This window comes from Erwinia sp. STN24 (assembly GCF_041320675.1).
GTDB classification, from domain to species: Bacteria; Pseudomonadota; Gammaproteobacteria; order Enterobacterales; family Enterobacteriaceae; genus Erwinia; species Erwinia aeris.
Genome location: NZ_JBGGPM010000001.1, coordinates 1 through 14,531 on the forward strand (window position 1 = coordinate 1; position 14,531 = coordinate 14,531).

The window sequence follows — 14,531 nt, forward strand, 5'->3', positions numbered from 1 at the left end:
ATTACATCACGGGATATTACAGCCAGCTCAGACCTCATCAATATAACGGGGGTTTGACGCCAAATGAATCAGAGCGATTGTTCTGGAAAAACTCTAAAGCCGTGGCCAGTTTTTGTTGACCACTACAACAACAACTATTCAAAGACTTTGAAGATCTTTCTGATAAGTACGTAACCGCTAAAGCCATAACTGATTTTGATGATGATTTAGTACTTTCAATGGCTAAGTGTTTTGGCTTCATCCAAGACTATGATCACTTCGTCATGAATAGTAACTTCTTCGATAAGATCGGCAAAATAGGTAATCTTGATGTGTACTCAAACGAGAACAAGCAACTTACTATCCTTGCATGGGTGAACATAGCTAAGTACTCAAACCTTGATGTTACCTTCATGGCTAATAAGTTCGAAGAAAGCCTAATCTACAAGGGAATACCAGCCTTGTTTGAAGAGGTAGAGCTATCAGGTATGCGGGAACGTAAAGTACCAGTACAGGATCGCCTGAAGGTTTACTACTTCTCCGAGGAACGTTTCAGCCGTACCTACCGTAACGCGAATCCTGAAGCCTTACCGAAAGTATCAGCATGGATAAACGCAAACCTCACTGAGTACTTTTACACTACAAACTCAGATAGTAAGGGCATTCTCAATGGGCAGTACATTGATCCAGTTAGCCGGGGGATGAACACCTATCAGGACTATACAAAGTGCGTATGGCTTGCGAGTATGAAACCTTCACCAGTCGAAACCAAACAGTTAGAACTGATGTTCAATCTAACGCGTGAAGAGGTAGTACAGGCACGCGAACACGAGAACCTTTATCAGTTTATCAACCGTAGTAAATTACGTGCATATGATAGTGAACAGGTAGTTGAAGTGTATGTGTTCGATAAGGAACAGGCTTTATCTTTGAGTACTAACATTGAGCTGATAGATGTAGGTTTAGATAGTACTCAGGAAGTGTTTGTACCATTGAATCTTAGCGGTACTAAGAAACAAAGATTAAAACGAGTCACTAAAGAGAAATATCCTAGTATTGAAGAATTTGAAAAGTGGCTAGGAAAGAGTACTAACGCTGATCTAACGGAACGTGAGCGTGAACACTTTCGAAACAAGTACAATAAACTTTGATTTTTCACCATCACAACCCCTTTGAAATGTACCCAAATTACTAAAGGATCTATAGGTAAAAAAGGTACAGAAACGAGTAAGACAAGTACAAGAGGACGGGCTTTGCTCGTTCGATTGTACGAAGGATTGCGAGATAAGGCGGTTAGCTCGTCTAACTGCCTTCATAGAGATGTATAAAGAAGCACAAACGCTAAGGCGTTCGGCTTGAATTAATTAATTTCGTATACCTCGCAAGCGAGCTACTTAAAATTAAATAATTCTCTTATTTGCATTAAGTACTCAACAATTGTCTTGGCGGCACTGCGTGCCTAAACTATTCGTGAGTAACTACCGCACTTCGCTTTGCTCCGCTTGCTTAGGTCGTCGGCTGTTGAAGCCTCCTATAATACCTACGTTATTATGGTGAAATAATCATTGAGGTTGTCGCTGTAGTCACTCATTACTTTGTTAAGATTTTTTAAATTAGCTATTTGCTCAGTTACTTTTGAAGAGATTTTTATAATCTCTGCTGCATAGTTATCATAGTCTTCAACTGAAGCATCTTCATTTACCATCAAGGATCTGGTTTTACGCCAAGCTCTTAAGTTTAGTAAGGTAAGTGAATAACTATATTCAAGCATTTCACTATGAATATGAGCAATGTCTTCATTGACAGAAAATTTTAGTTTCCTCAAATTTGAAAACTTGTGATTTAGGATAACAGGTTTTAGTTCAAGATCTCTGATGGCTGACATGAAGTTATCACAATCGCTTAATGTCACGAAATCATATGGATTATGACTGATAAATCGCAGATTGAATCCAAGCATTGATAGTTTATGACTGGCAGTAAACCAACTCAGATAATATTCATTATAATCATTAAGAACGAGTTCTTTTAGAAGAGTATATCCGTCTTCTTCTTGCTTTTGATGTAGCCACTTAGGAGCATTTTTATATACAAGATAAGCGACTACTAAGGTTCCTAAAGTACCTAAGGTATTGAAGAAATCCATTAAACTTCCGAATTCAAAATGACCTTTAGCCTGCTTTAAGGATGCGTTCACTACAAGCCAAAGTGAAAGTACTAAAAGCGTTGCTATAGCCACTTTTACAAATAAGTTATAAGCCTTGCTAAGCATAGATAATCCCGTCCAAAAAAGAGAGCTTTTAACACAAAACCTAAGGAAAATCTAGGTTTGTAATAAATAGTTAGTCTAAAAAGGAGGATTTATGAAGACTGAATTTAACATATACGATGACGATACTTACTACTTCTTGTATGTAACTGATGAAGTACGTATTGAAACTGATGGCATTGACGGATTAATGATAGAAGACCGCAATTGCAACCTACGCAAAATATCCGATCCCATGAAGTACCTTACAATAAAAAATGAACCTGATGAGTACTTTAACGAAAGCTTGATCAACCCACATATTGATACGCTGATAGAGGCCGTAAAAGTACTAAAAGTAATGTATGGTAATGAGTTCAGGATGAATAGTTTAAAATAGGGCGTATAAGCCCTAACTTATTGTAATTTTAATGAATGAAATCTGGATGCTAATTTAGTCAAATTTGCTCTTTAATAGCTTGAGAAGGGTGCTTTTAGCTCGGTTCACAAACTGGTCTTCTGTTTCTCCTGGCAACACGTCACCAACTTTATCATCTAGTTTAATAATAAACTCATCACTTTGTACAAACTTCATGACATCATCAGTAAATTCTTCAGCTTTGCTACTACCTACAATTGGGGTGGTTAATTTAGTTAACTGCAATTTTGAGTTCTCTAACTTATTAGCAGTTAAAGTTTTTTTCAGCAAAATTAATTCACTTTTATGCATTTTTCTTTTCTCCTGTTTTGTTTTTATACATCTGTCTAAATAATGCTTCAAACATATCTAAGAACAGAGCATAAATTTTTTCTTTGGTTTCAGGTGGTAGTGAAGAGAAAAAGTTAAAAATCGTCATTACGATTTTGATAAGTGTAGATAGCATCGCAATTCCCTCTAAGAAGTGATGCAAGTACTATCGGCAATGCACCAAAAACCTTTAACAATTTTGATAATTTTGAGATAATTTTAGTGGCCCTGAACCGTCTACAGCGGGTGTTCTGCAAAAACTTTCCGTGGTTCAGGGCTATCACTTTAGTTGCTTTAAACCAGCTATCTACCAATTCTGCATAGTATCCAATCAACGCTAAGTGGAAAAAGGCTACTTTCCACCTGTAAAGCAAAAAAACGTTTGAATGCTCAGAGTGCTAAGTACTTTTGAGAATATCAGAAAGAACATCCTGTTCTAGATGAAAAAGCGTTAACCAATAATTGAGAGCTATAGAGATGTGCGAAATGAATCAATTAAATATATTTAAGCTCGTAAATTGCTTCTGCGTAATTATTATTTGAATAAGAAAATCGCTTCTATGTCACATTGGAAAGATTTAGCATCCCTAATGATGTGGTTTTTAGTATTGATCAATTTATCTTGTTCTTTATGAAATTTGTCTTTATCTCCTAAATCTGAACAATGTAATATTGTAAGTGATGTGGAGCAGAAGTCTTGAAGAAGGGCAAAAGCATCATACACTTTTACTGGAACACCTATTTTCCATCTCCTGCAAGACCCAAGTTTTTCTCGCAATGCTATTATTCTATATGTATGTTCAATTAATTGTTTGCTTATTTCTTCATTACGAAATTTTTGGTAATTAATGCTTGCGATATCAAAATATAGTTTCTGCAAGTCCAGTTGAATTTCATCATATTCAGACATGAGAGAGCATACATGGTTAAATCCAGTCTCATTTTGTTTTTGTTTTAGCCAGTTAGGAGCTGCTTTATATGCAAGATAAGCAATTATAGTTGTAATAATTGATGAGGCAGCACTGAACCAATCAGATACACTCCCCCATTCAAAATTATCTTGGTCAATAAAAAATATCTTTACTAAGATAATGGTTTCGATGATCATTAAGGTTGATAAAATCGCAACTAATGTACTCTTTGAATTATGTTTCATGTAGTTATCCTAAAAGTCACATTCTGAATGGTATTTTAGTCAATTCGAATTTATCATAAGCCATGACAATATCATGCTTTCTGATTTTCGTGCCAGTATAATTATTTGAACTATCAACTAAGCGAGATATTTCCTTTTTATCACTACTAGAAACTTTCATACCAAAGTATATTCCCGTCATTTGATTTCTTTCAAATGAGTATATTCCTTCTGGCTTTTTGATTATCACTCTTAATTCTTTTTCATATTCCCATTCTTTAGATTTTGTCAAGGATGCATAGAAACCGGTAGTTTCAGTATCAGTTCTACCTTGATTATCATAAAGAGGAGGACGGTTAGGAGAATAATTTACATGAAAGGGAACGAGAATAATGTAAGACAACTTCCCCGTTAAAAGTAAAATGTCATTTGATGAGTAATCATCGGAATTAAACTCAAATTCAATCACACACCCTTTATGGTTATCAGCATAATGTGCCCACATAGGTAGTATATAAGGAGATTCGCTAAAACAACTAACTGACATTTCACCCGTATAAATCTCTCTAAACCTTTCACTACGGAGAGACTGCAAATGTTTCAAGGATTCGCGATGATTAGTTTTATAACGTTTAATACCTTGACCAAGCTCAGTGTTGAGTCTATTAGCAAATTTTTTAAACCCTGTCTCAAGTACAGCAGGATGATAATCAAAAGGGTCGTTAAAGTTTATTGGTGATGTGAACTTCAAGGTTCCATCCCTAATAATTATTTTTGCAACTTCCTGTGTAACATACTTATAAAATTTCATTTTGAGTTCTAATTGAATTTTTCAGACTTAAGATTGTATCAAGATCAAAAAGGCAATTCACCTTGCATATCACTGAACTCGTCCAGATCACCGTTATGTGCATCTAACATAGTCTGACGTGCATTGAACCAGCTACCTACAGCAAAGATGTTTACTGGCTTAGCTTCTTCAAGGACAAAGTAGTATGCGGTACTTGAAACGATACCAAACCAGTACATACGAGTACCATCATCTTTAGGCTTTGTTTCGAACAATACACATTGTCGATTCCCGATACCTGCTGAAGGTAAGTACCCGCCAGGGTGAACTACAACGATACGTTCACCTAATTCCCAATACACCTGTACACCTTTTCTTATACCCGGATCAAACCCATTCTTATTGCCCACTTTTTAGCCCTCTATGTTATGGATATACTGTAAATCTATACAGTGTTTGCTACCGTGGCAAGTTAGTACGTCAAAAATGCAAAAATGGGCTTTGCAATACCTTAGATGGAAAAAATCTGATAAAAATGATCATTTTCAAGCACTTAATGATCAAGGTGGCTCTTTCAATGATATCTAAAAATGATCAATAATTGATCTATTATTACTTTTAGAGATATCAGGATGATTACCAAAACCTTCTTTGCTGAACCAGTAATAAGCACCGACGGAAAGCTTTTAGGGGTAGAACTGCTAACTAAGTTCCATCATGCAGATATGCCTGTACTGGACAGTAAGTACTACATACTCGTAATGCCGATAGAGCAGAAGCGGCAACTACTGATACAACAACTAACAGAGATTCAGATCGCCGCATCCTGGTTCAGGGACTACGGATTGTTCTGTTCCTTGAACGTTGATAGGCATCAGGCAAGGTTATGTGCGTATGACCGTGAGTTAGTTGAATGGCTACAGGGATTATGTGATGTAGTACGTATCGAGATCTCAGAAGACTTTGAAGGTTTAGAGTACGGTATCAATGAACCCTTACTGAGAAAGCTGATTGCCAATGGTAATGATCTTTTTCTTGATGATTTAGGTGCAGGGCGGGCTAACTTAGCTGCACTAACCACAGGCTGCTATCACACTGTAAAACTTGATAAGGCTTTCTATCGTCATGAAGTACAAAAGCCAACCTTCAGTACTCTGATCAAGAACATTAAGCGTTATTGTGATCGCATCATCATTGGAGGCGTAGAAGAGAAGGGCGAACTTAAAATTTTAAATGATGCGGAAGTATGGGGCGTGCAAGGCTATCTGTACCGTTCAGTAATTTTTCATAAATTAGAAGTATTGCTTTAAACTAGAGATAAAACCCTCAGAAAACGAGGGTTTCAAAATCATATAAAAGTTAATGCTCTTGATATTCTATATATTTCTTGTTCGATACCATCTAAAACTGATAATGAATTGCGGCTACGAGATGTGATTTCTTCAAGTATATAACGATTGAGATGGCTTTTTGAGTTAGAAGGATCTAACAGCTCAGGCGTGGGCACAACACAACACTGCCAGTAAAATACTTCCTTTTCAAAAATATTAATCCATTTTTTATGAAAACTTTCACTATGGTTTTTTTTCTTCATGAGATAATTACTCATGGCGGCTACTATATCAGCTATTTGTATTCCATATGCCTTTTTTGAATCTGCAAGAATTAAAGGCTCAGACAGCATAAATGTAAATGGTAGATTTTTTCCATCAAAGCTTTGATAAGCAATTTTTTCTGAACCAACCATTTTATTAAACATCTCTTGATTAGAGATTAATGGCTTCGATTCGTCACAGATGGCACGTATTTTCCCAAACTTAACGCTTACATCGCATAATAAATTATAGAGGGATGTGGTTGTTAAATCCAGCATCCATTTTTCAATGCCAGTGCCTTCTGATCCATTATATTCCTCTTGAATAATGTCAATATGAATTCTCGCAAAATCATGAATATCCTTCATGAAGTCAGAATATTTCGAATCAGCTACCGGTTGCAAAAATTGATCTACTGAAATATTCCTACGCGAAAAATCTTCAAATCTGTTATGAAGTTCATTTGAATATCCATCATTAGCTATCATAGAAAAATACATCATATTAGATATGAATCTGTGAAAATTTAAATTATAAAAGATAGAGCTTTTAGCTGCGAGGACAGGTTCAAAAACATATTCAAAAAACTTCCCAGAGAGAGCATATTTTTTTTCATTGACGACAACACGCATTCTGCCTCTATAGTGAGTGAGTATTTCATCAACAGCTTTCTGAAGCCTTTTACTGTTAACTAATGTGCTTCCTTTTAATTCACCCGCCGAAATTTTATACTTATCAATAATACGTTCAACAAAGGCCTTGCTTTCTTCTTCATCACTAACTACAGCAGCATAACTGAAAAAAGGCTGGTCTCTTGAAAGCAGGTTGTTGCCAGTAAATCCAGATTCATCGAAATAAACCGTTTTAACCATTTCGTTACCTTGGAATTGAAAGGATCTGATTGAAATAAATATAATAGCATTTTGGTTTTTAACTTCAAGCAGAACGCTCATGTAGCTTCAAATAAAGCAAGGTACTCCGACGAAATTTCAAAAAATCGCGTAGTTTCGCCGCTCGATGTGTTTTTTGTATGTGAAGTTTTGAAGCCTATTCATTCAGCAGAGGAAAAGATGACATATAGCCAGCTAGCAAAGATCTATGGATACGATCCAGTAACTGTAAGCAGGGACTGGAATTCGAGAGGACTAGATATTTCCCTAAGCGACGACGAAATCTACCAGTGGGTAGCAGACAATGTACTAACACCGCTTAGAGGCCAAACAGATTTAAAAACAGAAACGCAGATAGAGCAGCTAAGGCTTGCTAAAGCGAAAGCAGACATTGAAGAAATGGAAGCAGATTTAAAAAGAAAGAATTTAGTAGAAGTAGATTACGTGACAGAAACACTATTAGGTTACTTCAACCAATTGAAGAGTATGTTACGTAGTATACCTAATACTACCTATATCGAATTATTTTCAAGCGAGGATGCAAACCAGCTTAGAGAGAAACTAAAAGATAAAATTGATGAAGTACTTCGTGACATTGGAAGTTACGAATATGAAGAGGAAACTGAAAATGGATTTTCAGAATCAGAGGAAACTGATCAAGATACTGAACAAAGCAGTGAAGGCAATACTACCGCCAGAGAAAATAAAACCGAGTGATTGGGTACAGAAAAATTTAAAGTTCTGCGATGGAGAATTACAGGGATCTCCAATGCGGTTGTATGAGTTTCAGAAGGAACCACTAGACGCAATTATAGAACAAGGCGTACGTAAAATTTGTCTCATGAGCAGTGCACAACTTCTCAAGACGACAATAGTTACTGGTGCATCACTTTACTTTCTACACCATGATCCTAGCAATATGGTTATTGCAGGAACAACCGCGAATACAATTAAGAAGTATAAGAATGGTAAGTTTGATCCTACCATTCAGTTAACACCAAGCCTTGCAGAACTAATTACAAGTAAAAGCGACAGAACTAAAACTAACGATGCAACTACCCAAGAAACAACTCTAGGTACTTTTAACTATTTTGTTTCTTTATCATCACCTTCAACCCTTCGAGGTTTGACGGCGAAGAGGGTATTTTGCGACGAAATCAGCGGCTGCGATACAGAAGGTGCAGAAGGAAACCCAATAGCGTTAGTTTCACAGCGTTGTGAATCATTCCGTGATTCACTGATCATGATGTGCAGTACTCCACTAGTACCGGATGATCCGATCTGCCAGGAGTTCGAAATGTCGGATAAGCGGTACTTTTATGTACCTTGTCCGAAGTGTGGTAGTGAACAGCGTCTGATATGGGAAAACGTTAAGTTCAAATGGAAGGTAATCGACGGTGGACGCCGTTCTATCCCTGATGCGGATACTGCTTACCTTGAATGCCCTGACTGCAAACATCAGTACACAGAAGCAGAGCGTGTACGTTCGGTATCACAGGGTAGATGGATTGCAACTTGTCCAGAAGTGAAGGATGTACGCGGCTATCACATATCCCGCCTTTACTCGCCAGTAACAACCATTCGTAAGTTAGTACTGGACTTCGCAGAAGCTTTCAAAACCTTCGATCTGATGCGGTTCGTGAACAACTCTTTAGGTGAACCGTACTACGATAAAGAAAACGTAGAACATGATTTAGCAGTACTAGAACAGCTTCGAGACTTTAACCTAGATATAAACAACATACCTAACGATTGCGTAGGGGCGTTCTATTCTGTTGACCAGCAATTAGACCGATTAGAAGTAACATGCATAGGACTATCTGAGAAAGCATATTATGTTCTCGATCATAGAAGCTTCTACGCTGTTGATTGTAATAAATATGACTCGCCAGCTTATATAGAACTTCAGAACTTTATCAACAATACGCAGCTTAAAACCATAAACGGTACACCTTTACGTACTCTACAGGTATGGGTAGATAGTTCAAACGGTGCAGCCACTAATACTATATACCGCTTCTGTTCAAAGAAAGGAAACGAGATATACAAACCAATCAAAGGTGATGGACGTACTACCATTCCTCTGTACAAAGAAAGTACTTCAGGCGGCTATAAGTTTATGCTTTTGAATGTTAACGAGGGTAAGAACCGTATTCGTAAACTTTTAAATGCAGCTATTAACGAAGAAGAACATGAAGGTAAGCGTATCTATTTTAGCCATAAATTACCTGATGATGCATTCTTACAATACACAAGTGAAAAGAGAATAGTAAAAGCTGGTCAATTAGTTTGGGTAAAACGTAGTGGTTCTAAAGATGATCGTAATGAGATGCTGGATACATTGAATTACGCATTAATATCTATTGAGTACATGTTAAATAAGCTAGGTACTAATCCATATAAAACGCTCAGAACTTATAACGCTAATCAGGCTAAAACTAAATACAAGGAAGATACACAAACCGAGGAAGAACCAGCACCACATGTACCAACCCGAAAAAGGCGTAGGCGTGTAGCTGGTAAGAACTGGTTTAATGAATAAGGAAATTAACAGAAATGGCAGTTATTCGCAAAGTAGATTTCACGACTGATATTATCCAGGGTGAAACCATTGTGTTTAATTTTTCCGAAGATTCTGTAGTAGAGGTAGTGGATAGTAAAGGTATCAAAACATCATATAAGTATCCATACCAGCCTATTGATACATCCTCATGGGAAGACGGTGCATATACTGCGATCATTAATGATACCAGTTTTGCAGTACGTACTTTTCAGGTTGTCAATCCTACTACAACAGCGGATAAATATAATCAATATCTAAACATTATCAACGAAATTAACCAGGTTATAGAATCTAAAGTACAGGGCGGTGGTGTTATTACTCAAAGTATCAATAACAAAAGCCTTACTACTGAAAGTATGGATGCACTACTAAAACTTCGGTCACATTATACGAAACTTGCTAATCAAGAAAAAGCACGTATGAAAGGTATTCCCCTTGGTAATCCAATCAAATCAATTACTACTTTTAACAGGGGTGTTTAATGTTCTGGCGAAAGAAAGAAACTGTACCTGATAAACCAGTACAGCAACCAAAAATCTTTGAAAAGAAACCACTAACAGATGGTGCATTGAAGCGTGAACTACGAGAGATTCGTACCAGTACACAATCACCAATTGTTAGTTTCGGGTTTTCAGCAGGTAATGCAGCGGGTAATATCAATAGTATTATCAATATGTCTTTACCTGTATTAGTAGCAAAATCACGCGATCTAAGCCTTAACAATGGTATCGCTAAAAAGTACTTTCAAGTTAACAGTGATGGCGTAACAGGGGCTTCAGGTCTTTATATCCGTCCTGATGTTCATCTATACGATGACAACTCAGAGAATCTAAAAGTAAATGAAGAACTAGAGCAATTATTTTATAAGTACGCGGATAATCCTGAAGCCTTCTCTATGAATGGTAAGTTGGATATGGCCGCGTTCCAGCGTCTGGTAGAGCGTACTCGTTCTATCGATGGTGAAGCCTTCGTTGTGGTACATGAACTGAACGGTATAGTGAAGTTTGAACTGATTGACTCTATGCGAGTACCGGTAATCGGCAATCGTATGTTTGATGATGGTTCTTATGTATCTAACGGTATCCGGTTCGATCAGTACGGTAAACCTATTGAGTACTATGTAACGCGTCTAAACCCTACCAGCTACACATACCAGACAGGGGATTATGATGTAGTACCTGCTTCGCGGATGCTGCACCTAATGATTCAGGACTACCCAGGGCAAGAACGGGGCATACCAGACATCATAGCCGGTACTACCTTGCTCAAGGATCTTGAAGCTTTCATCAAAGCGGCAATTGTGAGTAAGAAGCTATCCGCGTCTGCAATGGCATTCATCACCAACCCTGATTCGGGCGATGCAGAAACCGACTTCCTAAAGAGTGATCAGCCTGAGTACTACGATAACGATAGTCTTCAGAGCGGTGCACTGGTTGAGCTACAACCCGGACAGAACGTAACCAGCGTAAACCCTAATGGGGCGACCGATGGCATTACCGAGTTCGTAGATACACAGATGCAGATGATCGCAATGTCATTAGGCATCACAGAACAGAACTTATCTGGTTCAACTGCAAACGCCAGCTTCTCAGCCGCAAAGCTTACCGATAAGTTGCAGCGTCAGACATTCAAAACACGTACTAATGCACTTACTACTTTTGTACTTAAACCTATCTACTCACGCTGGTTAAAGACAGAGGTACTTAGAAACCCCGAATTGAATGCAAGTGATTTCGATAAATTACTAAACGCTAAATATATCAGTGAATCAGTCGAATCACTTGATCCTCTAAAAGATGTACAGACCCAAGTATTGATGATCGATAACAAGATCAAAAGCCGCTCTATGGTTATTTCTGAATTCGGTTATGACCCATATCAGGTACAGAAAGAAATTGATGAAGAGGAAAAGGATAAAATAAATAATACACAGGAAGTAATTCAGGATGAAGAACCAACTAACGAGGGAACTAAACCTACAGAAGATAAGTAATGCTATTGATGTAGAAAACCGTACCGTAGAAATTGCCTTTGCTAGTGAAACACCGGTTAAGCGTGATTTCGGTGAAGGTCTTGGTGTACTTAATGAAATTCTACGCTGTACATCAGAATCAGTAAATCTATCAAGATTACTAAATGGTGCACCACTATTAGTAGAACACGATTTTACTAAACAAGTGGGCGTAGTACTGGACGCGAGAGTAGATAGAGATGGAGTATGTAGAGCAACAGTGAAGTTTTCTACTATTCCAGATGCTGAAACTATTTTCACAATGATTAAGGAAGGTATACGTACAAAAATATCTGTCGGATATAACATCGAATCATATCACATTGAAGGTAATAACCTCATCGTAGATTCATGGAATCCCTATGAACTAAGTAGTGTATCTGTACCCGCAGATGATCAAGTAGGTGTTTCGCGTTCACTAAATACAAATGAAATTCAACTTAGTGAAGGCGAACAAATGGAACTTGAAAACCAACCAGAAAATAATGAAGAAATTACTGAAGTAGAAACTTCAAATGAAGAAGTACCAGCGGTAGAAGAACGTGCCGTAGAAAATGATGAATCTGAATCACAAGAAGGTGCAGAAGAAGAATCAGACGCTACTGATGAAGTACTTGAACGTGCAGCCAATCTTATTAACTCGTTTGAGCGTGTGCAGGAAGAACTAAATAAGGTAGTGGAAAATGAACGTAAGCGTGAAATGGAATCTACGCGTGTTCGTGAACTAAATGCTATCGCGGAACTATTCAATGTAGATAGTTCTGAAGCAATTAAATCAGGTGTATCAGTTGAACAGTTTAAACAGGAAGTTCAAACCAGATCCCTAAACAAAGAAAAAAATCTAATTAACAAGGATGTTAAAATGAAGAAAAATCTAATTGGTGAACTAATCCGTGGTATCAACGAAGATAAATTTGATGCTGTTAAAGCTGAACTTGAACGTGGTCAACGCGGCTTTAAAATGGATTTCGCCCGTGCACTAGGTGATGCAACTGATACCAGTACTGCACCAGGCACAATCAAAACCGTTTTTGCAGATTCTTATATTTCTGCACTATTAGCGAATAGCGTACTTGGTCAACTAAACCCAACCATTTATTCAGGTCTAGGTTATAAAGGTGTTCTAAGTATTCCTCGTTTGTCTGGTCTAACTCCAGCAGCACCAGGTAACTTCAAATTCTATGAAGAAGGTGATGCAGTAGAAGACAGCATTGCAAGTTTTGATTCAATCAAACTTACCCCTAAGATGTTTGCAGGTTCTATCCCTGTAACTAAGCAACTAATGCTCAGTTCTGATACCGCTGCTACCTTCGTTCAAGATGCACTTATCAAGTATGCCGCTAACGGTCTTGAAATGCAGATCTTCAGTAAGCTACAGGCAGCAGCTCCAGTACAACTATCAGCAACCGCTGGTACTCTAACTGAAGCAGATGTACAGAAAGCTATCGAAGCACTAGGTACAGCAAATGTTGATGTAAGTTCATGTGTTGCTGTAATGCATCCAAGTACTTTAGCAAAACTACGTCAGACCGCAGTTCTTGGTAACACCGCAGCCGTATCTATGGTTGAAGGTCATCGTTATGAAATGTGGCTTAATGATGAAGTACGTGTAATTGAAAGTACTTTCGTTGCAGTTGATTCAGTATTGATTGGTGATTACCGTAATTTGATTATTAGTAGCTGGTCGGATGGACAAGAGATTGATGTAGATACCACTACACATCGTGCTGCACAAATTACCGTTTTCCGTTCTTTCCAGTTCCTAGATACTGCGATTGCTAACGAAGAAGGCTTTGTAAATCTAAAAATTAAATCAGCGTAATGGTGAAATAAATGAGAGCATTTTTTAGTAATTCGCAAAGCGAGTCACTACTTAATGCTTTTGGTGAAAAGCTCGTTATTGTTCAGGATGGTGTATCTTCAGAGATAACCGCTATTTTCGAGCAAGACGAGCTTTTTTTTGAAGATACAAAAACTACTGTAACGTATTTTAGTGCTAAGTCAGGCATCAAACTACAAAGTACTTTTACCTTTGATGGCGAAGAGTATGTAGTAAATAGTATAGATGATGATATGAGCGGAGTTTCTAATTATCACTATATAAAGAAACTTGATTTAGAAAAGGATATCTAAAATGCTTACGGCAGACTATACAATCAGAAAGTACTTAATCAATAAACTAAGTGCTTTATCTCATCTTCAATTTCCATCGAAAGCAACAGTAGATCATAAAGCTACTATCCATATTGGTGACAGTAATGTAGTAAGAACACAAATTGCACGAGCTAATACTATCCTTAACGGTCAGTTTGTACCTGATAGTGTCAGTAATTTATGTGAATTTCGTGTTGAATTTGTAGCAGTCGGACAAGATTTCAAAGGGGCTTCTGATCAGATTGAAAAGGTACTTGAAGCACTTTTCACACCGGGATTCTTTGATGATTTAGACAAGCTATTACCTATGCCTGTATTCAATATTAAGATTGAAGAAAGTCTTATGACTACTCAGGCCGAAGCTACAAAACCCTCATACGCACATACACAGACAATTTCATTAAGCTATGGGGAGTAA

Annotated in this window: 17 protein-coding genes; 10 read left to right on the plus strand and 7 right to left on the minus strand. The window is 37.5% G+C overall.

Going from position 1 to position 14,531, the window contains the following annotated elements:
• Positions 1 to 263 precede the first annotated feature (263 nt).
• Positions 264 to 1,130 (plus strand): hypothetical protein, encoded by an 867-nt coding sequence (locus ACA373_RS00005; protein ID WP_370733794.1) that lies wholly within the window; start codon positions 264 to 266, stop codon positions 1,128 to 1,130.
• A 389-nt stretch (positions 1,131 to 1,519) separates the two neighbouring features.
• Here ACA373_RS00005 and ACA373_RS00010 read toward each other — a convergent pair whose 3' ends face one another.
• A complete protein-coding gene (locus ACA373_RS00010) occupies positions 1,520 to 2,251 on the minus strand; it encodes a hypothetical protein (protein ID WP_370733795.1) in 732 nt (243 codons plus the stop codon).
• 91 nt (positions 2,252 to 2,342) lie between these two features.
• On the opposite strand from ACA373_RS00010, the gene ACA373_RS00015 reads away from it, so the two are divergent.
• Positions 2,343 to 2,627: a hypothetical protein gene (locus ACA373_RS00015; RefSeq protein WP_370733796.1), complete on the plus strand. Its 285-nt coding sequence runs from the start codon at positions 2,343 to 2,345 to the stop codon at positions 2,625 to 2,627.
• A gap of 54 nt (positions 2,628 to 2,681) precedes the next feature.
• Here ACA373_RS00015 and ACA373_RS00020 read toward each other — a convergent pair whose 3' ends face one another.
• The 5 genes from ACA373_RS00020 to ACA373_RS00040 form a co-directional block, all read right to left on the minus strand.
• Positions 2,682 to 2,957 carry a hypothetical protein gene (locus tag ACA373_RS00020; RefSeq protein ID WP_370733797.1) on the minus strand — a complete coding sequence of 92 codons (276 nt, stop codon included), beginning with the start codon at positions 2,955 to 2,957 and terminating at the stop codon, positions 2,682 to 2,684.
• Positions 2,950 to 3,111 carry a hypothetical protein gene (locus tag ACA373_RS00025; protein ID WP_370733798.1) on the minus strand — a complete coding sequence of 54 codons (162 nt, stop codon included), beginning with the start codon at positions 3,109 to 3,111 and terminating at the stop codon, positions 2,950 to 2,952. Before ACA373_RS00025 ends, ACA373_RS00020 begins: the two co-directional genes overlap by 8 nt.
• A 399-nt stretch (positions 3,112 to 3,510) precedes the next feature.
• Positions 3,511 to 4,131, minus strand: coding sequence for a hypothetical protein (locus ACA373_RS00030; RefSeq protein ID WP_370733800.1), 621 nt, complete (start codon positions 4,129 to 4,131; stop codon positions 3,511 to 3,513).
• 16 nt (positions 4,132 to 4,147) lie between these two features.
• The gene (locus ACA373_RS00035) at positions 4,148 to 4,921 is read right to left on the minus strand and encodes a DUF2971 domain-containing protein (protein ID WP_370733801.1); all 774 of its coding nucleotides are present in this window, start codon (positions 4,919 to 4,921) and stop codon (positions 4,148 to 4,150) included.
• Positions 4,922 to 4,965: 44 nt separating this feature from the next.
• Positions 4,966 to 5,310: a hypothetical protein gene (locus ACA373_RS00040; RefSeq protein WP_370733802.1), complete on the minus strand. Its 345-nt coding sequence runs from the start codon at positions 5,308 to 5,310 to the stop codon at positions 4,966 to 4,968.
• Positions 5,311 to 5,532: 222 nt separating this feature from the next.
• On the opposite strand from ACA373_RS00040, the gene ACA373_RS00045 reads away from it, so the two are divergent.
• Positions 5,533 to 6,210, plus strand: a complete 678-nt coding sequence (locus ACA373_RS00045) for an EAL domain-containing protein (RefSeq protein WP_370733803.1) — start codon at positions 5,533 to 5,535, stop codon at positions 6,208 to 6,210.
• Positions 6,211 to 6,248: 38 nt separating this feature from the next.
• Here ACA373_RS00045 and ACA373_RS00050 read toward each other — a convergent pair whose 3' ends face one another.
• Positions 6,249 to 7,448 carry a DUF3800 domain-containing protein gene (locus tag ACA373_RS00050; RefSeq protein WP_370733804.1) on the minus strand — a complete coding sequence of 400 codons (1,200 nt, stop codon included), beginning with the start codon at positions 7,446 to 7,448 and terminating at the stop codon, positions 6,249 to 6,251.
• Positions 7,449 to 7,565: 117 nt separating this feature from the next.
• Between ACA373_RS00050 and ACA373_RS00055 the strand changes: the two genes are divergently transcribed.
• From ACA373_RS00055 to ACA373_RS00085, 7 genes are read left to right on the plus strand one after another with little or no spacing between them, the layout of a single operon-like run.
• The gene (locus ACA373_RS00055) at positions 7,566 to 8,102 is read left to right on the plus strand and encodes a hypothetical protein (RefSeq protein WP_370733805.1); all 537 of its coding nucleotides are present in this window, start codon (positions 7,566 to 7,568) and stop codon (positions 8,100 to 8,102) included.
• Positions 8,014 to 9,927 (plus strand): terminase gpA endonuclease subunit, encoded by a 1,914-nt coding sequence (locus ACA373_RS00060; protein ID WP_370733806.1) that lies wholly within the window; start codon positions 8,014 to 8,016, stop codon positions 9,925 to 9,927. The genes ACA373_RS00055 and ACA373_RS00060 overlap by 89 nt, the downstream gene beginning before the upstream one ends.
• Before the next feature lie 14 nt (positions 9,928 to 9,941).
• Positions 9,942 to 10,430: a hypothetical protein gene (locus ACA373_RS00065; protein ID WP_370733807.1), complete on the plus strand. Its 489-nt coding sequence runs from the start codon at positions 9,942 to 9,944 to the stop codon at positions 10,428 to 10,430.
• Entirely contained in the window at positions 10,430 to 11,941 is a 1,512-nt protein-coding gene (locus tag ACA373_RS00070) for a phage portal protein (RefSeq protein WP_370733808.1), read from the plus strand. The genes ACA373_RS00065 and ACA373_RS00070 overlap by 1 nt, the downstream gene beginning before the upstream one ends.
• Complete coding sequence (locus ACA373_RS00075; protein WP_370733809.1) at positions 11,895 to 13,781, plus strand: phage major capsid protein; 1,887 nt, start codon at positions 11,895 to 11,897, stop codon at positions 13,779 to 13,781. Before ACA373_RS00070 ends, ACA373_RS00075 begins: the two co-directional genes overlap by 47 nt.
• An 11-nt stretch (positions 13,782 to 13,792) precedes the next feature.
• The gene (locus ACA373_RS00080) at positions 13,793 to 14,092 is read left to right on the plus strand and encodes a hypothetical protein (protein WP_370733810.1); all 300 of its coding nucleotides are present in this window, start codon (positions 13,793 to 13,795) and stop codon (positions 14,090 to 14,092) included.
• Position 14,093: 1 nt separating this feature from the next.
• Entirely contained in the window at positions 14,094 to 14,531 is a 438-nt protein-coding gene (locus ACA373_RS00085; protein WP_370733811.1) for a hypothetical protein, read from the plus strand.